Origin of the sequence: Sediminicoccus sp. BL-A-41-H5 (genome assembly GCF_050632405.1) — a bacterium.
Lineage (GTDB): Bacteria > Pseudomonadota > Alphaproteobacteria > Acetobacterales > Acetobacteraceae > Roseococcus.
Genome location: NZ_CP192601.1, coordinates 4377957 through 4399656, shown reverse-complemented (window position 1 = coordinate 4399656; position 21700 = coordinate 4377957). Strand labels below are relative to the sequence as shown.

Sequence of the window (21700 nt, the reverse complement as noted above, 5' to 3'; positions counted from 1 at the left end):
TCAGGCGGAACGGCGCCGCCGGGGGGCGGGCATCGGCATCGCCTCCTCTTCCTCCGCGCCCTCACGCAGCGCAGTGCCCATCAACTCCTTCTGGGTCAGCGTGGTGAGCCGCACATCCGTCGCCTTCTCCTCGGCCAGGATGCCCTTGAGGAGACTGGCCACCTCATCCTCGCCCAGCGCCTGCGCGAGCGCGATATCCGTGCCATAGGCCGCGATCTCGTAATGCTCGATGCGCTGCATGCCGGCGACGATGACGAGGTCGAGCAGCGGGCCCTTCTCATGTTCGGCCGCCGCTTCCGTCGCTTCCTCGACCAGCCCCTTCATGGCCATGCAGGTCTTGCGCCCCGCCTTGGCCTTGAGCAGGCCAAGCGCCTCCTCCACCCGCGCGATCTGCTCCGTGGTCTGCTGGATGTGCTCCTCGATGCCCATCTTGAGCGAAGGCGAGGTGGCGAGGCGCGCGGATTTCTTCATGCAGGCCAGTGCCTGCCTCTCTGCGCTATGGGCATCCTTCAACTCCTCGACGAGGAGCTCGCGCACTTCCTGTTCCATGATGATCTTCCCCTGGGGTCCATGCCGCGGGAACGTCATCTCCGGCGGACAGTTGCGCACGCACCGCAAAAAGACCGCCCGCGGCGCTGGAACCACGGGCGCAGCGCGCCGTTGCGTCCGGATGGAACCGGGGGCGCGTGGACGGATGATGGAATGGAGCGATGTGGTGGCGGCATCGGCGGGCCTCGCCTCGATCGTCAGCTTCACGCCGCAGGCCTGGAAGGTGATCCGCACGCGCGATACGTCGAGCCTCTCGGCCGCCACCTTCGCCATCACCGTGGTGGGCTTCGGGCTGTGGTTCACCTACGGGCTGATGCTGGGGGCCTGGGCCATCATCGTCACCAATGCCGTCTGCGGCACGCTGGCGGGCTTCATCCTCGTGATGAAGCTGCTGCCGCCCCGAAGCAAGGCGGCCGTGGCCGAGGCGCTGGATCCGCGGGAGGGGTGACGCCGGATCCCCACTTTGCATCCCCCCTTCCGGCGCCGCGTTGTCCCGCTATCCCCCGCACAAGCCGGGCGGGCGGATTCAACACGAGGGCCGCGAGCGCGCGGCCCGGGGAAGGAGAAACCCGTCATGGATGTGATTTCCTGGATCATCACGCTGGTCGTCATCGCGGTCATCGCCGGGGCGCTGGGCTTCGGCGGCGTGGCCAGCGCCGCCAGCGGGGGTGCCAGCATCCTCTTCTGGGCGCTGATCATTTTCGTGCTGGCGGCGCTTGTCGTCGGTGTGGCACGCCGCAACTGAATCAAGGAACCCGCCCCCCGCAAGGGGGGCGGGTTCGTCCGTTTCAGGCGCGCAGCGCGTCGCGCCGGCGGGCCAGTGCCACCCGCCCCGGATGCGTGCCGGAACGCGCGCCCAGCACCGCCGCGCCCAGCCCCAGCAGCAGCGCCGCGAACGCCCAGAAGGCGCCGATGGCCGTGGTCCGCGCCGCCGCATCGGCCGTGCGCCGCGCCGCCTCCTCCGCGCGCTGCAGCGCGGACTGCACGGCGGCTTCCGTCTCGTTGATGCGCGTCGCCGCCTCGGGCTGCGGAATGCCCGCGATGCCCGCGACCAGCATCTCGAGCGGCGCGCGGTCCTGCGGGACCCATTGCCCCTCACGCATGCGGCGGAGGAAGATCTGGCTCGCTTCCGCCATCGCCTCCTCGCGCGGTGTCGCCGCCGGATCGCCCCGGCCGAAGAGGCGGCCGCGCAGGCCCTCCAGCGCGTTCTCCGGCGTCAGCGCCGGCACGGCCGAGCCCACGGCATTGGCCGCGCCGCCCGCCGCCGCGCCCACGCCGCGCACCCCGGCCGCGATGCCCCCGCTCATCGCCGAGCCGAGGAGAGCCGCCGCCAGCAGCGTCGCCACTCCCCAGACGGCCAGGCCATGCAGCGCGGAATCCGTCATATCCCAGCTATGCGCGAGGCGGGCAGCCGCGAGCGCGCCGAGATAGAGCGAGATGCCGGTGCTGAGCGCCAGCCAGATGCCGGTGCCGACCGCCATGCTCTGCGCCGTCGGCGTCTCGCGCGTCAGCGTCTCGATGAGGCTCGCCGCCGTGGCGAGGCCCAATGTGTTCAGCATCGTCCCAAGGCTGACCGCGACGACCGCGCCCACCATGATGGCCCCCCAGCTCACATTCGGGTGGATGCGGGTCTCGGCGACCCTCCCGCCCGCATAGTCTTCCGCAGATGTGCTCATTGCCGATCCTCCGTGCGGTCGCAGGCCCGATGCCTGACGTCCCTGACCGAACCGCAACGGCGCAGGCGGGTTTCCGCTGCAACGGCGGCGCAGGCGATTTGCACGGGGCCGCATGCGTGGCGCGTTTGCGTTTGGCCGCTTACGCGGCGGGTTTGCTTGGCCGCATGCGCGGCGGGTTTGCTTGGCCGCATGCGCGGCGGGGGCAACCACGAAAACACCGGCACGTTGACCTTGCGCCAGGGAGCGGGCGCATGGCCTTCGAGGACGAGTTGCTGCTGCTGATTCCGAAGCTGCGCGGGTATGCCCGGCAACTGGTGCGCGACCGCCACGACGCCGACGACCTGGTGCAGGATGTGGTGGTGCGCGCGCTGGGGGCGAAGGATCGCTTCGAACTCGGCACCAACATGCGCGCCTGGCTCTTCACCATCCTGCGCAACCGCTTCTACAACAAATACGCGCCTAGCCGGGGCCAGACCGTCTCGATCGAGGCCGCGCCGCCGGTGGTGCTGCGCGTCGAGCCGTCGCAGGACTGGGCCATCACCCATCTCGAGTTGCGCCGCGCCTTCGCGCTCCTGCCCGCGCCGCACCGGGACGTGCTGCTGCTGAGCGCCGGCGCAGAACTGTCCTACGAGGAGATCGGCCAGATCATCGGCTGCGCCGTCGGCACGGTGAAGAGCCGGGTGTTTCGCGCGCGCCGGGAACTGGCCGCACTGATGGAGCGCCCGACCCGGCCCGCCTGGCACGAGGCCGCCGAGGATTGACGCCGAATTCGCGGCCGATGACGCAACCGTGCCATCCCGCGCCGGTTGTCCCCCTCTCAACAAGTCAAGCATGGGAGACGCAGGATGAGCACGACAGAGTCCCTCGGAAGCGGCGGGCAGTCCACGAACCGCGACCTGATTTCCTCCGACCGCGTGGAGGGAACCAATGTCTACGACCGGGCCGGCAACCACCTCGGCTCCATCGAGAGCCTCATGATCACCAAGGTGGAGGGCAGGGTCGCCTATGCCGTGCTGTCCTTCGGCGGCTTCCTCGGCCTCGGCTCCGAGCATTTCCCCGTCCCCTGGTCCGAATTGTCCTATAGCCCGGAGCAGGGCGGCTACGTCGTCTCGCTCACCGAGGAGCGGCTCCGTGGATCGCCACTATGGCAGCGGCGGCACCGGCCTTGGCGAAGATCTGCTGACCGGCCCGCGCGGCTATCGCTGAGGCGATTTGGCGTGCAGGCGCGGCGCGGCGCGGAAGCGCTCCGCGCCGCGCGGCGTTTCAGCGCAAAATTTCTCGATTTTACTGAGGTTTCTGCCTTCGGTGGCCGCGACGGCGAAACCCGGGACGTTTCACGGCGTTACGGGAAGACGAGCCAGCCTCGCCCCCGCCCTGCTCTGCCTCGCGTCGCTTGCCCGGCGCCTCGCACGCCGGGAGGAGGCGCGGCCGGCGCAACCCGAAGCGTGGAACCCAAAGATCATGGCCTTCGACAGCTCCTCCCTCACGAAGTTCCCGACGCCGGAGGCGACTGCGCCACTGATCTGCTTCTCCCACCTGCGCTGGAACTCCGTCTTCCAGCGGCCGCACCAGATCATGTCGCGCTTCGCACGGCAGCGCCCGACCTGGTTCTTCGAGGAGCCGCTGGCGCATGACCGCGCCATGCTGAGCACCACCATCTGCCGCAAGACGGGCGTGCATGTGGTGACGCCCCTGCTGCCAGACCCGCACGACACGGAGGCGCTGGCGCGCCTGCTGGACCAGCTGCTTGCCAAGACCGGGCGCACGGCCGCCTGGTACTACACGCCGCTCGCGCGGAAATTCTCGGCGCATGTGAACTGGCGCTGCGTCGCCTTCGATTGCATGGACGAGCTCTCCGCCTTCCGCTTCGCATCGCCCGAGCTGAAGCTGCTGGAAAGCGAGCTGATGCGCGCGGCGGATGTCGTATTCGCCGGGGGCGCGAGCCTCTATGAGGCGCGAAAGGATCGCCACGACAACATCCACTGCCTCCCGAGCGGCGTGGACCTCGCGCATTTCATGGCCGCGCGCGTGCCGCTGGCCGAGCCCGAGGACCAGGCGCGGCTGCCGCGGCCCGTGCTCGGCTATTTCGGCGTGATCGACGAGCGGCTGGACCTCGACCTCATCGCCGGCATCGCGCGCCTGCGGACCGATTGGCAGATCGTCATGATCGGCCCCCTGGCCAAGCTGAGCGCGGAGGAACTGCCCAGGGCGCACAACATCCATTGGCTGGGCCCGCGCGAATACGCCGACCTGCCAGCCTATCTCTCGCACTGGAATCTGGCGCTGATGCCCTTCGCGCTGAACGAGGCGACACGCTTCATCAGCCCCACCAAGGCGCCCGAGTATCTCGCCGGCGGCAAGCGGGTCGTCTCGACCCCCATCACCGATGTGGTGCGCCGCTTCGAGGGAATCACCGCCGTCACCATCGCGCGTGATGCGGAAGGCTTCGTCGCGGCGGCAGCGGCCGCGATGCGCGAGGGCGATGACAGCGACTTTGTCGCTGTGGATGACCTGCTCGCGACCATCTCCTGGGACGGCATCCATGACCGGATGGCCGCACTGCTCTCGGCCGCCGAGATGCGGCGCATGGCAGCCCCCGTGGTGCACATGCGCGCCGCCGCCATCGCCGACACGCTGGTGGTGGGTGCGGGCTTCGCCGGTGCGGTGATGGCAGAGCGCCTCGCCGCCTCCGGGCAGAAGGTGATGGTGGTGGACCGTCGCCCGCATCTGGGTGGCAATGCCTACGACGAGCATGATGATGCGGGTCTCCTGGTGCATCGCTATGGCCCGCACATCTTCCACACCAACAGCGACGACGTGCTGCGCTATCTCTCGCGCTTCACGGCCTGGCGGCCCTATGAGCATCGCGTGCTCTCGCTCACCGAGCGCGGGCTGGTGCCGATGCCAATCAACCGGACCACGCTGAACCGCATGTTCGGCCTGCACCTCGCCGATGAGGCGACGACGCAGGAGTTCCTGGCGAGCCTCGCCGAAGAAGTGGGCGAGGTGCGCTCCGCGCGGGATTTCGTCGTCTCCTCGGTGGGGCGGAAGCTCTATGAGGCGTTGTTCCGCGGCTACACCGTGAAGCAATGGGGCGTGGACCCGGCCGAGCTCGATCGCTCCGTCACGGCGCGGGTGCCCACGCGCATATCGGCCGATGATCGCTATTTCCTGGATCGCCACCAATGCATGCCCGCCGCCGGCTACACCCGGATGTTCGAGAACATGCTGGACCACCCGAACATCGTCTTCGTGCCCTCGACCGATCACGTGGACGTGCCGCGCGCGCGCTTCCGCCACACGGTCTTCACCGGGCCGGTGGATGCGTACTTCAACCATCGCTTCGGCGAGCTGCCCTATCGCTCGCTGATCTTCGAGCATGAGACGCGCGACGTGGAATTCGCGCAGCCGGTGGCGACCATCAACTACCCCGCACTGGACACGCCCTACACCCGCTGCACCGAGTTCAAGCACATCACCGGCCAGAGCCATCGCCGCACCAGCCTGTGCCGCGAGCGTTCCTCGGCGGAGGGCGAACCCTACTATCCGGTGCCGAACGCGGCGAACCAGGCGCTCTACAAGCGCTACGAGGCGCTGGCGGACCAGGAGCGCGACGTCACCTTCCTCGGCCGTCTCGGCACCTACCGCTATCTGAACATGGACCAGGTGGTGGGACAGGCGCTCACGGCGGCGCGGCGCCTCACACAGCGCACGCTCGCCGGCATGCGGGCCGCGGAGTAGGGGCCGCCGCGTGATCGAGGATTTCGTCTGGGGTGGCTTCGAGGGCGCCAGCCATCGTCGCCACGACGGAAGGCGCGTGGATTCGGTGGCAGCCACGCAGCATGACCGCTGGGCCATGCTGGACCACGCGATCCTGCGCGCGCTTGGCTTACGCTGCGCGCGGGAATCGCTTCGCTGGCACCTGATCGAGCGCCGGCCGGGCGAGTACGACTTCCGCTCGGCCTTGCAGCAGGTGCGCGGCGCGCGCGCTTCCGGTGTGCGCGTGGTCTGGGGCCTCTGCCATTGGGGCGTGCCGGACCACCTGGACGTGATGTCGCCGGATTTCCCGCGCGCGCTCGCGCGCTTTACCCGCGCCTGCGTGCGGATGCTGCGCAGCGAGGGGGCCGAGATCGCCGGCTGGGTGCCGGTGAACGAGATGGCCTTCTGGGCCTGGGCCGGCGGGCACAAGGGCGGCTTCGCGCCCTACCTCGTCAATCGCGGTGACGAGTTGAAGCGCCAGCTCGTCCGCGCCCACCTCGCCGCCGTCGCGGCGCTGCGCGAGGAGGGCGCGACAGAGCCCGTTCTGGTGTGCGAGCCGCTGATATGGGTCGTCCCGCGCGAGGGTCGCGACGAGGAGGCTGCCGCGCAAGCCGAGGTGGAGGCGTCCCTCGCCGCGGTGGACCATATTCTGGAAGAGGACGCCTCAGCCGTGGATGTCGTCGGCTTCAACTACTATCCGCACAACCAATGGACGCTGCTGCGCCGCACCGTGCCGCGCGGCCATGCCGCCTATCGCCCCTTGCGCGAATTGCTGCGCGATGCCGGCCGCCGCTTCCGCCGCCCCCTCGTCATCAGCGAGACGGGCGCCGAGGACCCCATGGGCGACGAATGGCTCGGCTACATCGCGCAGGAGAGCCAGGCGGCACTGGACATGGGCGTCGAGCTGCAGGCGGTCTGCGTCTATCCGATCATGGATTATCCGGGCTGGGACGACGGCCGGCATTGCCCCTGCGGACCGATCGGCCAGCGCGGGGGCCGTCGCTTCGTGCGGTCTGGGCAGCGGCTCGCGCTTGAGAAGCTCGGCGCCCTGCGTGCGCCCTCGCCCGTGCGATGAGGCCCCCTGGGATGAGACGCTGTGCCCTGCTGCGCGGCGCGCTGATCCTGGCGCCGCATCCGGATGACGAGACGCTGGGCTGCGGCGGCCTGATCGCGGAGCTGGCGCGGCGGCGGCGGCCCTTGCTGGTCGTGATCGCGACGGATGGCGCGGCCTCGCATCCGGGCTCGCCTGCGTGGCCCGCGCAGCGCCGTGCGGCGCTGCGGCGGCGGGAGGCGGCTTCGGCGGTCCGGCGCCTGGGTGGTGCGCGGCGGCATATGCGCTTCCTGGCATTTCCGGATGGGGCCATGCCGATGGCGGGGCATGCCCTGCGCGAGGCGGCGAGACGTCTCTCGGGTTGGATGTCGCGGCTGCGGCTGCACAACCTCGTGGCGCCGTCGCAGGCCGATGCACACCCGGATCACAGGGCCTGCCGTGCGCTGGCTCGCCTCATGTGCCGGCGGCGTCGGCTTTCGCTGCTGGAATATGTGGTCTGGGGCACCTTGCCGCTGGGCGTCCGCTGCCGCCTGCCCGTCCTGCGGCACGCGGCGCGGCGGAGCGCGGCGCTGGAGCGACATCACTCGCAACTCGGGCGTGGGCCAGGCGGCCTCGGTCCCGGCTTCGTCGTGCCGCCCGAGCTTCGCAGGATGACGCGTCGCGGCACCGAATTCTTCCTCCTCGCAGGGCGCACCGCATGACAGGATCCACCCCGCCCAGCCATTTCGACAGGCTCTATCGCGCGAGCGGCGATCCATGGCAGCTCTCGACCAGCGCCTATGAGGCCGCCAAATATGCGGCCACGCTCCAGGCGTTGCCGCGGGCGCGCTATGCCGCGGCGCTGGAGGTCGGCTGCTCCATCGGCACCTTGACGGAGCGCCTTGCAACCCGCTGCGACGCGGTGCTGGGCGTGGATTTCGTCGAGGGGGCGCTCGTCACGGCGCGCGCGCGCTGCGCGCATCTGCCCGGCCTGCGCTTCGAGCGCCGCGCGATCCCCGCCGAATGGCCCAAAGGCCGCTTCGACCTGATCATGCTCTCCGAGGTGCTGTACTTCCTCTCCGTCGAGGACCTGCACGCCATCGCGCAACACTGCGGTTCCGCTCTCATGCCGGGCGGCACGGTGATGCTGGTGAATTGGCGCGGCCCCAATGACGGCACCATGGCGGGCGATGCGGCGGCGCTGACGCTGCTGCAGGCGCTGCCCGCCGGCTGGCGTTGCCAGAATGCGGCGCTGCTGCCGCAATACCGGATCGACCTGGCGGAGGGGCCCTGAGCGGCCTCAGACCAGGCTTTCCTCCACCAGCGGCTCGGGAGGCTCGACGCCAAGGCGTCGCAGCAGCCGCGCCGCCAGCACCGTCTGCCGGTCCAGTCGCGTGATCGCGAGCCGGCACTCGCGCAAGGCAGGGCTCGCCTGGAGCAAGCGCTCCCAGGTTTCCCCGAAGTCGCCCGGGGCCAGAAGCGGCCCGACCGCCTGCGGGTCGAGCCCGAGCCGACGCGCGATCCGCGCGGCGCGGAGACGCGTGGGGTCGGTGCGCAGGGCCTGGCGCAGGCGCATGCGGCGCAGCCCGTGGCACAGCGGCTCCAGCGCCGCGTCGCACCAGGGATCCTCGGTCGCGCTGCGACGGCGAAGTACGTCAGCCATGCCGCCCGCCGCACGCCCCTCGGTCCGTGCGGAGACGAGCACGCGGGAATCCTCGGCGTGGCGGATGCGGGCATTCACCCGCTCCAACGCGCGGAAGAAGGCGCGATCCTCGGCCACAGGCACGGGCGGGATGCCGCCGGCGCGGTGAAAGGCATCAACGGTCACGCCGAAATTCGCACCCCAGTGGCCCGCATGGCGCGGCCAGGGGTCCCAGGGGACGGGATCCAACAGGCTCGCGATGCGGTCATGCAGCCGCGCCAGATACGCCTCCTTCCGGGAGCGCAGACGGACGGAGGGCGGCAGAGTGCCGGCCTCGATGACGATGCGCCCGGCCACCGCATCGGCGCCGGCGCGAAAATGCGCCTGCATCCGCAGGACCCAGTCATCCGCCGGTTGCGCATCGGCGTCGGTCGCCAGCAGCAGGAAGTCCGGCTTGGCCGAGAGGGTCGCGGCGCGCTCCATGGCACGGCGGCGGGCGTGGCCGGCATTGCGGTTCTGCGGCGCGAGCAGCGCCTCCTCGACGATCAGGCGAAAGGGCAACCGGCGTGCCATGCCGCGGGCCAGCGCCGCCGTGCCGTCGGTGCAGTTGTTGGCGTAGACCAGCACGGCGAAATCCGGCGCGTTGCGCTGATGCGCGAGTGCGGTCAGGCAGCGCGGCAGCAGCACCGCCTCGTCATGCGCGGGAATGGCGATCGCCAAGGCCAGTTGGGGCACGACCGGCAGCACAGGCATGCCCTCGCACCCCGCCTCAGGGGGCGTTCCGGCATCCGGGCTGGTCATCGCATCCCTCGCTCCATCAGGCCGATGCCTCTTCTGGGCCATGATCGTGGCGGTTCTGTCCGCCTTCCAGCGCGGCCAGGACAAGGCTTCCATGCGCCCAGGAACGGGCTGAGGCCCGGGTTTTCGGCCCGCTTGCGCTCGATGCATGAAGTCGTCTCGCGGCGCAGAACCCGTTGCACGCCGCGCGTGGTTGCGGCCCCGGCCCGCGCGGGGAAAGATGGCGTCATGGCCACGAACCTCCGCCCCGACATCGCCCTCGCCCAACGCCTGTTCGACGCGCTCCGCGAGAAGACCTTCGACGGCGTCGGCGTTACGCGCGAGGCCTATGGGCGCGGCGAAGAGATCGCCCATGCGCTCGTCCGTGCCGAGGCCGAGAAGCTCGGCCTCGAGATCAGCGTGGACTTCGCGGGCAACATGTACATGACGCTGCCGGGCACGGATCGGAGCCTGCCGCGCATCATGCTGGGCAGCCACCTCGATTCCGTCCCACAGGGCGGCAATTACGATGGTGCGGCCGGCGTGCTCTGCGGCATGGCGGTGGTGGCTGGGATGCGCCAGGCTGCCTTCACGCCGACGCGCGACGTGACGGTGATGGCGATCCGCGCCGAGGAGGGCGGCGCCTGGTTCAACGGCTTCCCCGGCAGCCGCGGCGCGCTGGGCAGCTTCCCGCCCGAGAACCTCTCGATCCTGCGGCCCGACACCGGCCTCTCGCTGGAGCACCACATACGAGAGCTGGGCTTCGACCCGGACGCGCTGCGTGAGGGCCGCCGGTACATCGAGCCCGAGACGGTCGCCGCCTATGTGGAGCTGCATATCGAGCAGGGCCCTGTGCTGGATGCAGAGGAGATCCCGATGGGCCTCGTCACCGCGCTGCCCGGCAATCGCCGCGTGCGGCGCGGGATGGTGCGTGGCGAGTGGAACCATTCGGGCGCGACACCCCGCGCCTATCGCCACGATGCGGCGCTGGCGCTGGCGGAATTCGCGCATCGGCTGGACCTGTTCTGGGCCAGCGTGGAGGCGGAGGGCGTGCCGCTCGTCATCACCTTCTGCACCATCGAGACGAGCGACCAAGCGGGCTTCGGCAAGGTGCCGGGCGAGATCAGCTTCAGCCTCGACGTGCGCGCGCCGGAAATCGCGACGCTGGATCGCGCCTATGCCGAGATCGACCGCCTGACGGCCGCGATCAGCGCCGCGCGCGGTGTCAGCTTCGCGCTGGAGGGCCGGCAGGCCAGCGTGCCGACGCCGATGGATGCGACGCTGCGCGAGGCGCTGCGCCAATCGGCCGAGGCCATGGGAATCCCGCACAAAATCATGCCCTCCGGCGGCGGGCATGACGCGGCGGCCTTCGCCCAGGCCGGCATTCCCGCCGCCATGGTCTTCGTGCGCAACCAGAATGGCAGCCACACGCCGCTCGAGGACATGCGGATGGAGGATTTCGCCGCCGCCACCGCCGCCATCACCCATTGGTGCGCGAAGGCGGCGGCTGCCTGAACCGTCTCAGACGTTGAAGCGGAACAGCATCACGTCGCCATCGCGGACGACGTATCCCTTGCCCTCGACGCGCATCTTGCCGGCTTCCTTGGCGCCCTGCTCGCCATTCAGCGCGATGTAGTCGTCATAGCCGATGGTCTCGGCCGCGATGAAGCCTCGCTCGAAATCGCCATGGATCACGCCCGCCGCCTGCGGCGCCGTCATGCCGCGGATGATGGTCCAGGCGCGCGTCTCCTTGGGCCCCACCGTGAAATAGGTGATGAGGCCGAGCAGCCCGTAGCCCGCGCGGATCACGCGATCGAGGCCGCTGTCGGAAAGCCCCAGCGTCTCCAGAAACTCGCCGCGATCGGCTTCCGCCATCTGCGCGATTTCGGCCTCGATGGCCGCCGAAACGACGACGGCGCTGGCCTTCTCGCGCGCCGCGAACTCCAGCACGCGCTGGCTGTGCGCATTGCCGGTGGCGGCCGAGCCTTCCTCGACATTGCAGACATAGAGCACGGGCTTGGTGGTCATCAGGCCGAGGCGCTTGGCCGCCTCCTCCTCGCCCTTGGGCACGGCGGTGCGGGCGGCGCGGCCGGCCTGCAGCGCGGGCAGCAGGGCTTCCACGAGGGCGAGTTGCGCCTGCGCCTCCTTGTCATTGCCGCGCGCCTTCTTCTGCAGCGCGGGCACGCGCTTCTCCAGGCTGTCGAGGTCGGCGAGCATCAGCTCGGTCTCGATCGTCTCCATGTCACGCAGCGGGTCCACGCTGCCCTCGACATGGGTCACGTCGCCATCCTCGAAGCAGCGCAGCACATGGACGATGGCGTCCACCTCTCGGATATTGCCGAGGAATTGGTTGCCCAGCCCCTCGCCCTTGGAGGCGCCGCGCACCAGGCCCGCGATATCCACGAATTCAAGGCTGGTCGGGATGATCTTCTGACTCTTGCCGATGGCGGCGAGCTTGGAGAGGCGCTCATCCGGCACGGCCACACGGCCAATATTGGGCTCGATGGTGCAGAAGGGATAATTCGCCGCCTGCGCCGCCACCGTCTGCGTCAGCGCGTTGAACAGGGTGGACTTGCCGACATTGGGCAGGCCCACGATTCCACAATTGAAGCCCATTGCATCCGTTCCGTCTGAAAGATGTCAGGCCAGCAGGCTGGCCAGTTCCTGCACGCGCACCGAGGCCGCGATGCGGGCCGAGGCGTCATCCGTGGGCAGGGAAAGGGCCGCTGCGCGCAGCAGCGGGATCAGCACGCCTGGGGGCAGCCCGGCGCGCTTGGTGGCGTTGCCCAGCGCAGTGGCGATCTCGGCCGCCGTGCCGCCGGGGGCCAGGAGGTCGGCCGCTTCCAGGAGCAGGGCCGCGCGGCTCGCGGCCTCGGCCGCCGCCTGGGCGACCGCCTTGCCGCGGCGGATGTCGCTGATCGGGCCCGGCTCGCCCGCGCGGGGCAGGCAAGCGGTGAGGCCGGCCGCAGCCTGCGCCTCGGTCGCCGCGAATTGCCGCAGCGCCTGGGCGATGGCGGCGGCCGCGTTCAGCAGATCCTCGGGGCCGGGGCCACCGAAGAATTCCTCAACCACCATCGGTTCCATCAGGGCTTCTCCTGGGTGAGCAGCGCCACCCGCGTCATGAAATCGGCCGGCTTGCCCTCGGCCAGCAGGGGCGCGGCATCGGCCAGCGCATCAAGCAGTGGGCCGACCCAGTTCTCGTCCTTGGCGAAGCCGCCCAGCACGTAGCCGCTCACGCGGTCCTTGTGGCCCGGATGGCCGATGCCGAGGCGCACGCGGCCGAATTCCGGCGTACCGAGGGCGCGCTGCATGTCGCGCAGGCCGTTGTGACCGGCCGTGCCGCCCCCCTGCTTCACGCGCATCTTGCCGGGCGCGAGGTCGAGCTCGTCATGCCAGGCGGTGATGGCCGCGGCGGGGATCTTGTGGAAGGCGCTGGCGGGCTTCACCGCCTCGCCACTCAGGTTCATGTAGGTCTGCGGCTTGAGGAGGAAGACCTTCTCGCCGCCGAGATTGCCCTCGGCCAGCTCCGCCTTGAATTTGGACCGCCACGGGGAGAACCCGTGGCGGCGCTGAATGGCGTCGAGCGCCATGAAGCCGATATTGTGGCGCTGCCTTGCGTGTTCGGGGCCGGGATTGCCGAGCCCCACCCAGAGCAGCGCCAAGCCGGCTTACTTCTTCTTCGCAGGGGCCTTGGCGGCGGCAGCGGCGGCGGGCGCCTTCTGCTTGGTCGCCTGCACCTCGGCCGGAGCCGCGGCCACCACATCCTCGACCACGGTCGGCGCGGCGATGGTCGCCACCACGAAGTCGCGGCCGGTGATCACGGGCTTGGCGCCGAAGCTGTCCTTCACGGCGGACCAGCGCAGGCTGTCACCGATCTTGGCTTCCGCCAGGTCCACTTCGAAGCGCTCGGGCACCGTGTCCACGTCGGCCATCACCTCGATCTCGCGGCGGACGACGTTGAGCACGCCACCCGCCTTGATGCCGGGGCAGGTCTCTTCGTTGAGGAAGCTGACGGGCACCTTCACGCGGATGCGGGCGCCGGGGGCGAGACGCTGGAAATCGATGTGCAGCGGGCGATCCGTCACCGGATCGAACTGCACATCGCGCATCAGCGCGCGTTCCGTCGGGCCATCCTTCACCGCCACCTCATAGAGGTGCGACTGCCAGCCGCCCTTGTGCATTTCCTTCATGATGTCGCGGGGATCGAAAGCGACCAGCGTCGCCTCCTGCTTCGCCCCATAGACAACACCGGGGACCAGCCCCTCTCGCCGGGTCGCGCGCGCCGCCCCCTTACCGGCACGCCCGCGCGCCGCGGCCTCGATCCTGATGGTTTGGACCATGCCACTTGCTCCTTAACGGGTGTGATTCCACGCGGCGCGATGGGCGCGCGCATGGAGGCGGCCTCCAGGGGTGCCACCGTGCGAGGGGGTTTAGGGGATGCGCGGCCCGCCGCCAAGCCCTGATGGGCCGCGATTTGTGGTGGGGCACGCAACCCAGCCATCCACCGCGCGCTCCCCCAGCAGGAACAGGGGAAGCACGACCATGAAGGCCCTCACCTGGCACGGCAAGAGCGACATCCGCTGCGAGAGCGTGCCCGACCCGCGCATCGAGGATGCGCGCGACGCCATCATCCGCGTCACCGCCTGCGCCATCTGCGGCTCGGACCTGCACATCTTCAACGGCGTGATGCCGGGCATGCAGCGCGGCGATGTGCTGGGCCACGAGACGATGGGCGAGGTGGTCGAGCTCGGCAGCGGTGTCGGCAACCTCAAGGTGGGGGACCGCGTGGTCGTGGCCTTCACCATCTCCTGCGGCGAGTGCTTCTTCTGCCAGCGCGGCCAGTATTCCGGCTGCGAGCGCAGCAACCCGGACCACAAGGCGGCCGAGAAGCTCTGGGGCCATTCGCCCGCCGGGCTCTTCGGCTACACGCATCTGCTGGGCGGCTATGCGGGCGGCCAGGCGGAATATCTCCGCGTGCCCTTCGCGGATTTCGGCCCGATCAAGATCCCCAGCCACATCCCGGACGAGCAGGCGCTCTTCCTCTCCGACATCTTCCCCACCGGCTACATGGCGGCCGAGTTCTGCGACATCCAGCCGGGCGACACCATCGCCATCTGGGGCTGCGGGCCGGTCGGCCAGTTCGCCATCCGCAGCGCCTTCCTGTTGGGTGCCGAGCGCGTCATCGCCATCGACGCCGTGCCGGAGCGCCTGGCCATGGCGCGCGAGGCCGGTGCCGAGACGCTGAACTTCCGCGAGGAGGACATCTTCGACCGGATCCAGGACCTCACGCAGGGGCGCGGCGCCGATGCCTGCATTGATGCGGTGGGCACCGAGCCCGACACGACCTCTGGCTTCGATGCAGTGGTGGACCGCGTGAAGGTCGCGACCTTCATGGGCACCGACCGGCCGCATGTGCTGCGCCAAGCCATCCATTGCTGCCGCAACTTCGGCACCGTCTCCATCGTGGGCGTCTATGGCGGGCTGCTGGACAAGATCCCGATGGGCTCGGCCATCAATCGCGGCCTCACCTTCCGCATGGCGCAGACGCCGGTGCAGCGCTATCTGCCCGGCCTGCTCCGCCGCATCGAGGAGGGCGAGATTGATCCCTCCTTCGTCATCACGCACCGCGCCTCCCTCAGCGAGGGCCCGGGTCTCTACAAGACCTTCAGGGACCGCAAGGAGGGCTGCGTGAAGGTCGTCCTGAAACCCTGAGCGGGAGTGCTTCCCATGCCCACCAAAACGCTCGCGCTGGTCACCGGCGCCTCCTCCGGCATCGGCTATCACCTGGCGCGCCTCTGCGCCGAGGACGGGCATGACCTGCTGGTCGCGGCCGACGACGCGGACATCCACGACGCCGCCGAGAGCTTCCGCCGCGAGGGGCAGCGCGTGGATGCGGTGGAGGTGGATCTCTCGACGACGGAGGGCGTGGACGAGCTGCTGTCCGAGCTGGAAGGCCGGCCCGTCGGCCTTCTCTTCGCCAATGCCGGGCGCGGCCTGGGGCGCGCCTTCCTGGACCAGCCCTTCCGCGAGATCCGGCATGTGATGGACACCAACATGCTGGGCACCATCTACCTGCTGCATCGGGTGGTAGGGCAGATGCGAGAGGCGCGGCAGGGCCGCGTGCTGATCACCGGGTCCGTCGCCGGCTTCACGCCCGGCGCCTACCAGGCGGTCTACAACGCGAGCAAGGCCTTCCTCGACAATTTCTCCTTCGCGCTGCGGCATGAGGTGAAGGAGCACGACATCAGCGTCACCTGCCTGATGCCGGGTGCGACGGAGACCGAGTTCTTCGACACCGCGCATCTTCAGGACACGAAGATCGGCCAGTCGAAGAAGGCTGACCCGGCCGAGGTCGCGCGCGCGGGCTATGACGCGATGATGCGCGGCGATGGCGACATCGTCACGGGCTGGATGAACAAGCTGCAGTCCGCCATCGCCAACATCACGCCCGCGCAGTGGCTCGCCGCCGGGCATGCGAAGGGTGCCGCGCCCGGCAGCGGGAAAGCCTAGGCCGCGGCCCGCGCCCCCGGCACGCCGCGCACGCGCCCGCCCGGCAGCGCGCCCGCGATGCCGGCGGCGAGGTCGGCCGCTTCCAGCAGCTTGCCCCACTGGATGCCGGTCTCCACACCCATGCGGTGGAACATCCAGACCGCATCCTCCATCGCCGTGTTGCCCGTGGCCCCCGGCGCATAGGGGCAGCCGCCGATGCCGCCCGAGCCCGCGTCAAACACCCGGCAGCCCGCCTCCCAGGCGGCGGCCATGTTGGCGAGGCCGAGGCCATAGGTGTCATGACCGTGATAGGCGAAGCGGTCGCCGAAATTTGCGATGGCCTGGCGCATCATCCGGCGCACCTGGTCGGGCGCGGCATTGCCCGTGGTATCGCAGAGCGAGATCTCCATCTCCGGGTTCAGCGCGGCGACCCGCTCCACCCAGGAGAGCGCGTCAGCCTCATCCACCACGCCCTCGAAGGGGCAGTGGAAGGTGCAGGAGAGGTTGAAGCGGATTTTCTGGCCGCGCGGCGCATCGCGCACGATGGCGGAGAGGTCATCGAAGCTCGCCTGGCGCGAGCGGTTGAGATTGGCCTGGTTGTGCCCCTCGGTGAGCGACATGAAGAGGCCGAGGCGATCCGCACCCGCCGCGATCGCCGCGTCGAAGCCGCGGCGATTGGGCACCAGCACGGTGCATTCCAGGCCGTCGAGCTGCTTCGCAGCCTGCAGCACCTCGCCCGTATCGGCCATTTGCGGGATGGCCTTGGGGCTGACGAAGCTGCCCACCTCCATGCGGCGGATTCCGGCGGCGTGCAGCGCGCGGACGAGGGCGATCTTCGTCTCGGTCGGCACGAATTGCTTGATGGGCTGCAGCCCGTCGCGCGGGCTCACCTCGGAGAGGGTGACGTTCATCGGGCTTCTCCCAACAATTCGTGGAACACGTGGTCATTATCGGCGCCGGCCGCGCGGCCCGTCCAGCGCACCATCTCCGCCGGGCTGACACCATCCAGGCGGAAGGGCGGCGCGGGGTGCAGCACCTCGCCCAGCAGCGGGTCCTGCACCGGCAGCACCGTACCGCGCGCGCGGAAATGCGGGTCATTCGCGCAATCGGCCATGTCGTAGAGGCGCGAGCAGGGAACCTCGGCCTTCTCCAGCAGCGCCTCGGCCTCGCGCGCGGGCAGCGTCTTCGTCCAGGCGGCGATGGCGGCGTCGAGCTCGGCCGCATGTTCGCAGCGGCCACCATTGGTGGCCATGCGCAGATCGGCGGAGAGATCCTCGCGGCCGATCAGCGTCATCAGCCGGCGGAAGATCAGGTCCGAATTGCCGGCGACGCACAGCCATTTCCCGTCGGCGCAGGGGTAGGTGTTGGTGGGCGCGGCGGTCGGGATCGCGGCCCCCGCCGGCTGCCGGATGGCGCCGGTCAGGCCGTATTCCGGCAGCATGCCCTCCATCAGCGAGAAGACGCTGCTGACGAGGTCGAGATCGAGGATGCGCCCCTTCCCGTCGGGGCTGCGGTCGCGCCCCCAGCAGGCGGAAACCAGGGCGAGCGCGGCATACATGCCGGCCAAATCATCGCTGATGGAAACGCCGCAGCGCGGCGGCGGATATTCGCTCTGGCCGGGGTTGGCCGTCAGGTGGCGCAGGCCGCCCATCGCCTCGCCGATGGCGCCGAAGGCTGGCTTGTCGCGATAGGGCCCGTCCTGCCCATAGCCGCTGATGCGCGCAATGGTGAGGCGCGGATTCTCCGCCTGCAGCACGGCGGGGCCGAGGCCGATGCGCTCCAGATAGCCAGGGCGGAAATTCTCCACCATCGCATCGGCGCGCGCGCAGAGCGCCTTCACGCGGCGCTGCCCCTCGGCGCTCTTCAGGTCGAGTGTCACGGAGAGCTTGTTGCGGCCATGCACGCTGAACCAGACGGAATGCCCGTCCTTCTTCGAGCCCCAACCGCGGAAGGGGTCGCCATCGGGCGGCTCCACCTTGATCACCTCGGCGCCGAGATCGGCCAGCAGGCGGGTGCAGAAGGGGGCGGCGATGTAGTGCCCCAGCTCGACGATCTTCAGGCCTTGCAAGGGCAGCATGCGTATTCCCCGTGATGACGGGTGTGGGTGTAGCGCGGGCCGGTGCCGGGGCGGAACCCGGGCAAGGGTTTGTTCACCGGTGGGGCTTATGCCTGGGTTTCGGGAGCGGTTCCCCTGACCCTCCCGTCTCTCCCGGATGCCGCCTGCCCCCCGCGGGCGCGCGACCCAACTCCGGGGGCGGGTGCTGCCGCATCCGCCCCCATCTTTGCCCCGCTTCCGGCTTGCGCCACTCTCGCGCGCATCACGCTGGAGGAATCCCCCACATGGATGACCGTACCAAGACCCTGGCCGAGGCCGCCGGCCTCGCCGCCACGGCCGCCCGCTTCCCCGCCGATGTGGAGGAGGCGCTGGCAACGCTCGCCAAGCACAAGGCCGCCCTGCCCCGCACGAGCGACCCGGCGCTGGAGCCGACGCCCGCCTATCAGGGACCGCGCGCATGACCGCGCCGCATGAGATGACGCTGGCCGAGGCCTCGGGCCTCATCGCGGCCGGCAAGCTCTCGCCGGTGGAACTGCTGGCCGATTGCGCGGCACGCATCGCGGCGCTGGAGCCGCGCATCAACGCCTTCATCCGCCAGACCCTGCCCGAGGCGGAGGTTGCGGCGCGCGAGGCCGAGGCCGAGATCAGGCGCAATGGTCCGCGCTCGGCGCTGCATGGCATCCCCATCGGCATCAAGGACATCATCGATCTGGCGGGGCATCCCACGACCTGCCATTCGCGCCTGCGCCTGGATCATATGGCCAAGGAGGATGCGGCGGTGGTGGCGCTGATGCGCGCCGCGGGCGCGGTGTTCCCGGGCAAGCTCGCCACGCATGAATTCGCCATCGGCGGGCCCGCCTTCGACCTGCCCTTCCCGCCCGCGCGCAATCCCTGGAACACGGCGCACCACCCGGGCGGCTCCTCCTCGGGCTCGGGTGCGGCCGTCGCCGCACGCATGCTGCCGGCCGCACTTGGCACGGATACGGGCGGCAGCGTGCGGCACCCGGCATCCCATTGCGGCATCGTCGGCCTGAAGGCGACCTATGGCCTCGTGCCTCGCGAAGGCGTGTTTCCGCTGGCCTTCTCGCTCGACCATGTGGGCCCGCTGACGCGCACCGTGCGTGACGCCGCACTGATGCTCAACGTGATGTCGGGCGGGCGCGAGGACTACACGCGCGATCTGGGCCTCGGCCTGAAGGGCCTGCGCATCGGCTTCGTGCGGCATTTCCACGAGACCGACATGCCGGCCGATCCGGAGATGGCGGCGGCGCTGGAGGAGGGTGCCCGCCTGCTGGCCGCCGAGGGCGCCATCGTCACCAACGTGACCCTGCCGCGGCTCTCGGAATTCGCCGCCGTGAATCGCACCGTGCTCTACGCCGAAAGCTCGGCCGTGCATGAGGAATGGCTGACCACACGGCCGGATGAATACGCGAACGTCACGCGCCGTCGCCTCCTGCCCGGCCTCTTCCTGCCGGCGGTGGACTACATGCACGCCGCCCGGCGCCGCACGCAGCTCATCGCCGCCATCAACGCCGCCTTCGAGGAGGTGGACGTGCTGCTGACGGCAAGCAGCATGGACCCCGCCTGCCGCATCGACGACACGGAGGCGGTGGAGCGCACCTATCCGCGCCAGGCGCGCACGCCCTTCAACGTGAGCGGCCATCCGGCCATCACGGTGATGTCGGGCCTGTCCTCCGGCGGCCTGCCACTCTCGCTGCAATTCGTCACACCCGCCTTCACCGAGGCGCTGCTGCTGCGCGTCGCCCATGGCTTCGAACGCGCGGCGCCCTGGAAGGACCGCGCGCCGCCGCTGGATGGTTGAGGCGATCTTCCCGCCCGGCTGCGTCGTCGTCGTCGGGCTGAAGAGCGAGGCGGCGCTGCTGCCGCCGGCGGTGCACTGCGTGGTCTCGGGCGGCGATCCTGCGCGGCTCGCGGCGCTGTGGCCGGAGGATGCGACGGCCGTGCTCTCCTTCGGCATTGCGGGCGGGCTCGCGCCCGATGTGACGACGGGCCAGGTCATGGTGGCCTCCGCGCTCTGGGAGGCCGGCGTGGCGCGGCCGGTGGATGCGGGATGGGCCGCGCTGCTGCGATCGCGCTTTGGCGCGCGTGGCGGCGTGCTGGCGGCCAGCGACGCGCTGCTGGCCAGCGCCGCCGCCAAGGCCGCGCTGCACCGCGCGTCCGGCGCGCTGGCGGTGGATATGGAAAGCGGCGCGGCCTGGCGCTTCGCCCAGGCGCGCGGCCTGCCCTTCGCCGCGCTGCGCGCCGTGGCCGACGGGCCAGAGGACGTGCTGCCCGAAGCCGCTTCCGTGGGGCTCAATCCGGATGGCTCACCCGCGCCCTGGCGCGTGCTGGCGGCGCTGCTGCGCCGCCCGCAAGACCTCCCTGCCCTGCTGCGCCTGGCACGCGCCAGCGCCGCCGCCCATGCCGCGCTGCGCCGCGCGCTTGCCTCGGCCGCCCCCCCACTCTAAGTGCCGCGCAAACTGGAGGACCCCTCATGCTTCGCCGCACGCTTCTCACCGCAGCGCCCGCCACTCTCGCGCTCCCCGCAACCGCCCAGGAGTGGCCGACCGGGCCGATCCGCGGCGTCGTTCCCTTCGCCGCCGGAAGTGCCACCGACATCGTAGCCCGCCTCTTCGCCGAGCGCATGCGCGAAGGGCTGGGTCAGCCCGTCGTCGTCGAGAACCGGGCCGGCGCTTCGGGCCTGATCGGCGCCGAGGCGGTGGCACGCGCCACGCCCGACGGCAACACGGTGCTCTTCGGCACCAACTCCACCAACGCCGCCGCCAATGCGCTGTTCCGCCGCGTGCCCTTCGACATGGAGCGTGACTTCGCGCCCATTTCCCTGCTCGCTTCCGTGCCGCTGCTGGTCGCCGTCGCGGCCAACAGCCCGCACCGGACGCTGAATGACCTGTTGACGGCGGCGCGCGCGCGGCCCGAGGCGATCACCTTCGCCTCCGCCTCCTCCTCGCAGCGTGTGGCCACCGAGATGCTGGCCAGCATGGCGCAGGCGCGCATGTTGCATGTGCCGTATCGTTCCTCGCCGGCGGCGGTGCAGGACCTGATCGCGGGCCGGGTGGACCTCTTCGTGGCGGACCAGGCGGTGATCCTGCCCGCGGCTCAGGCCGGCCAGCTCCGCGTGCTGGGGGTGACGACGCGCGGCCGCTCGCCGCAGCTGCCCGAGATCCCGACAGTGGCCGAGGCCGGCAACCTGCCGAATTACGAGCTCTTCGCCTGGTTCGTGCTGGTGGCGCCGGCCGGCACGCCCGCGCCGCATATCGCGCGCCTCAACGCCGCGGTGCGCCAAGCCACCGCGAATCCGGAGCTGCGCCAGCGGCTGGAGCAGGTGCTGGGCATGACGGTCACGCCCTCCACGCCGGAGGAGGCGCAGGCCTTCATGCGCAGCGAGACGGTGAAGTGGACCAATGCGATCCGCGCCGCCGGCATCGAGCCCGAGTAAGGCGCGCATGGCGCCAGACGCGAAAAGGGCGAGCCGCGAGGCTCGCCCTTTTTTCGTGCCTGATGATCAGGAAAAGTGGCGCACCCGGAAGGACTCGAACCTCCAACCCCCAGATTCGTAGTCTGGTGCTCTATCCATTGAGCTACGGGTGCTTGCCGTGGGCCGGGAGATACCCTTCGCGGCGGTGCCGCGCAACCCCCCGTCCCTCAGCTTTATGACGATCCCGTTCAGCGTTGCGTCGGGGCCGCCATGCGTGCCGCGCGGA

The 21700-nt window shown here is 70.2% G+C and carries 23 protein-coding genes, 1 tRNA gene and 1 pseudogene; 15 read left to right on the top strand and 10 right to left on the bottom strand.

Features of this window, described 5'->3' with window-relative positions; all coding sequences use genetic code 11:
- On the bottom strand, nucleotides 1–549 hold the full coding sequence (locus ACQ860_RS21585) for a ferritin-like domain-containing protein (RefSeq protein WP_431305370.1): 549 nt from the start codon (nucleotides 547–549) through the stop codon (nucleotides 1–3).
- A 145-nt stretch (nucleotides 550–694) separates the two neighbouring features.
- Between ACQ860_RS21585 and ACQ860_RS21580 the strand changes: the two genes are divergently transcribed.
- Nucleotides 695–997 carry a SemiSWEET family sugar transporter gene (locus ACQ860_RS21580; RefSeq protein WP_431305369.1) on the top strand — a complete coding sequence of 101 codons (303 nt, stop codon included), beginning with the start codon at nucleotides 695–697 and terminating at the stop codon, nucleotides 995–997.
- Between the two features lie 126 nt (nucleotides 998–1123).
- On the top strand, nucleotides 1124–1294 hold the full coding sequence (locus tag ACQ860_RS21575; RefSeq protein WP_431305368.1) for a DUF1328 domain-containing protein: 171 nt from the start codon (nucleotides 1124–1126) through the stop codon (nucleotides 1292–1294).
- Between the two features lie 43 nt (nucleotides 1295–1337).
- Here ACQ860_RS21575 and ACQ860_RS21570 read toward each other — a convergent pair whose 3' ends face one another.
- Nucleotides 1338–2225 (bottom strand): hypothetical protein, encoded by an 888-nt coding sequence (locus tag ACQ860_RS21570; RefSeq protein ID WP_431305367.1) that lies wholly within the window; start codon nucleotides 2223–2225, stop codon nucleotides 1338–1340.
- A 251-nt stretch (nucleotides 2226–2476) separates the two neighbouring features.
- On the opposite strand from ACQ860_RS21570, the gene ACQ860_RS21565 reads away from it, so the two are divergent.
- From ACQ860_RS21565 to ACQ860_RS21540, 6 genes and pseudogenes are all read left to right on the top strand, one after another.
- Complete coding sequence (locus ACQ860_RS21565; protein ID WP_431305366.1) at nucleotides 2477–2986, top strand: sigma-70 family RNA polymerase sigma factor; 510 nt, start codon at nucleotides 2477–2479, stop codon at nucleotides 2984–2986.
- Between the two features lie 84 nt (nucleotides 2987–3070).
- Nucleotides 3071–3340 (top strand): annotated as a pseudogene (locus ACQ860_RS21560) (PRC-barrel domain-containing protein); the annotation flags it as partial.
- Between the two features lie 346 nt (nucleotides 3341–3686).
- On the top strand, nucleotides 3687–5966 hold the full coding sequence (glf, locus tag ACQ860_RS21555) for a UDP-galactopyranose mutase (RefSeq protein WP_431305365.1): 2280 nt from the start codon (nucleotides 3687–3689) through the stop codon (nucleotides 5964–5966).
- Between the two features lie 10 nt (nucleotides 5967–5976).
- Entirely contained in the window at nucleotides 5977–7059 is a 1083-nt protein-coding gene (locus tag ACQ860_RS21550) for a family 1 glycosylhydrolase (RefSeq protein ID WP_431305364.1), read from the top strand.
- A gap of 11 nt (nucleotides 7060–7070) precedes the next feature.
- The gene (locus tag ACQ860_RS21545; protein WP_431305363.1) at nucleotides 7071–7736 is read left to right on the top strand and encodes a PIG-L deacetylase family protein; all 666 of its coding nucleotides are present in this window, start codon (nucleotides 7071–7073) and stop codon (nucleotides 7734–7736) included.
- Nucleotides 7733–8308, top strand: coding sequence for an SAM-dependent methyltransferase (locus ACQ860_RS21540; RefSeq protein ID WP_431305362.1), 576 nt, complete (start codon nucleotides 7733–7735; stop codon nucleotides 8306–8308). Before ACQ860_RS21545 ends, ACQ860_RS21540 begins: the two co-directional genes overlap by 4 nt.
- Nucleotides 8309–8314: 6 nt before the next feature.
- Here ACQ860_RS21540 and ACQ860_RS21535 read toward each other — a convergent pair whose 3' ends face one another.
- A complete protein-coding gene (locus ACQ860_RS21535) occupies nucleotides 8315–9457 on the bottom strand; it encodes a glycosyltransferase (RefSeq protein WP_431305361.1) in 1143 nt (380 codons plus the stop codon).
- Between the two features lie 225 nt (nucleotides 9458–9682).
- Between ACQ860_RS21535 and ACQ860_RS21530 the strand changes: the two genes are divergently transcribed.
- Nucleotides 9683–10948, top strand: coding sequence for a Zn-dependent hydrolase (locus ACQ860_RS21530; RefSeq protein ID WP_431305360.1), 1266 nt, complete (start codon nucleotides 9683–9685; stop codon nucleotides 10946–10948).
- A 6-nt stretch (nucleotides 10949–10954) separates the two neighbouring features.
- Here the strand turns inward: ACQ860_RS21530 and ychF are convergent, their stop codons facing one another.
- From ychF to ACQ860_RS21510, 4 genes are read right to left on the bottom strand one after another with little or no spacing between them, the layout of a single operon-like run.
- Complete coding sequence (ychF, locus tag ACQ860_RS21525; RefSeq protein ID WP_431305359.1) at nucleotides 10955–12049, bottom strand: redox-regulated ATPase YchF; 1095 nt, start codon at nucleotides 12047–12049, stop codon at nucleotides 10955–10957.
- Between the two features lie 24 nt (nucleotides 12050–12073).
- Nucleotides 12074–12517 carry a hypothetical protein gene (locus ACQ860_RS21520; protein ID WP_431305358.1) on the bottom strand — a complete coding sequence of 148 codons (444 nt, stop codon included), beginning with the start codon at nucleotides 12515–12517 and terminating at the stop codon, nucleotides 12074–12076.
- Nucleotides 12517–13089 carry an aminoacyl-tRNA hydrolase gene (gene pth, locus ACQ860_RS21515; RefSeq protein ID WP_431305801.1) on the bottom strand — a complete coding sequence of 191 codons (573 nt, stop codon included), beginning with the start codon at nucleotides 13087–13089 and terminating at the stop codon, nucleotides 12517–12519. The genes ACQ860_RS21520 and pth overlap by 1 nt, the downstream gene beginning before the upstream one ends.
- A 12-nt stretch (nucleotides 13090–13101) precedes the next feature.
- Nucleotides 13102–13773 carry a 50S ribosomal protein L25/general stress protein Ctc gene (locus ACQ860_RS21510; RefSeq protein WP_431305357.1) on the bottom strand — a complete coding sequence of 224 codons (672 nt, stop codon included), beginning with the start codon at nucleotides 13771–13773 and terminating at the stop codon, nucleotides 13102–13104.
- 202 nt (nucleotides 13774–13975) lie between these two features.
- On the opposite strand from ACQ860_RS21510, the gene ACQ860_RS21505 reads away from it, so the two are divergent.
- Nucleotides 13976–15145, top strand: coding sequence for a zinc-dependent alcohol dehydrogenase (locus ACQ860_RS21505; protein ID WP_431305356.1), 1170 nt, complete (start codon nucleotides 13976–13978; stop codon nucleotides 15143–15145).
- Between the two features lie 15 nt (nucleotides 15146–15160).
- Complete coding sequence (locus ACQ860_RS21500; RefSeq protein WP_431305355.1) at nucleotides 15161–15943, top strand: SDR family NAD(P)-dependent oxidoreductase; 783 nt, start codon at nucleotides 15161–15163, stop codon at nucleotides 15941–15943.
- On the opposite strand, the gene ACQ860_RS21495 is transcribed toward ACQ860_RS21500, so the two are convergent.
- Nucleotides 15940–16833: a hydroxymethylglutaryl-CoA lyase gene (locus tag ACQ860_RS21495; protein WP_431305354.1), complete on the bottom strand. Its 894-nt coding sequence runs from the start codon at nucleotides 16831–16833 to the stop codon at nucleotides 15940–15942. The genes ACQ860_RS21500 and ACQ860_RS21495 overlap by 4 nt on opposite strands.
- Complete coding sequence (locus ACQ860_RS21490) at nucleotides 16830–17999, bottom strand: CaiB/BaiF CoA transferase family protein (protein ID WP_431305353.1); 1170 nt, start codon at nucleotides 17997–17999, stop codon at nucleotides 16830–16832. The genes ACQ860_RS21495 and ACQ860_RS21490 overlap by 4 nt, the downstream gene beginning before the upstream one ends.
- A gap of 263 nt (nucleotides 18000–18262) precedes the next feature.
- On the opposite strand from ACQ860_RS21490, the gene ACQ860_RS21485 reads away from it, so the two are divergent.
- From ACQ860_RS21485 to ACQ860_RS21470, 4 genes are read left to right on the top strand one after another with little or no spacing between them, the layout of a single operon-like run.
- Nucleotides 18263–18439, top strand: coding sequence for a hypothetical protein (locus ACQ860_RS21485; protein ID WP_431305352.1), 177 nt, complete (start codon nucleotides 18263–18265; stop codon nucleotides 18437–18439).
- Nucleotides 18436–19800 (top strand): amidase, encoded by a 1365-nt coding sequence (locus tag ACQ860_RS21480; protein WP_431305351.1) that lies wholly within the window; start codon nucleotides 18436–18438, stop codon nucleotides 19798–19800. Before ACQ860_RS21485 ends, ACQ860_RS21480 begins: the two co-directional genes overlap by 4 nt.
- Nucleotides 19793–20446: a hopanoid-associated phosphorylase gene (locus tag ACQ860_RS21475; RefSeq protein ID WP_431305350.1), complete on the top strand. Its 654-nt coding sequence runs from the start codon at nucleotides 19793–19795 to the stop codon at nucleotides 20444–20446. Before ACQ860_RS21480 ends, ACQ860_RS21475 begins: the two co-directional genes overlap by 8 nt.
- Before the next feature lie 26 nt (nucleotides 20447–20472).
- Complete coding sequence (locus ACQ860_RS21470) at nucleotides 20473–21435, top strand: Bug family tripartite tricarboxylate transporter substrate binding protein (RefSeq protein ID WP_431305349.1); 963 nt, start codon at nucleotides 20473–20475, stop codon at nucleotides 21433–21435.
- A 76-nt stretch (nucleotides 21436–21511) separates the two neighbouring features.
- Here the strand turns inward: ACQ860_RS21470 and ACQ860_RS21465 are convergent.
- Nucleotides 21512–21587: transfer RNA gene (locus tag ACQ860_RS21465), tRNA-Arg, on the bottom strand.
- Nucleotides 21588–21700 lie beyond the last annotated feature (113 nt).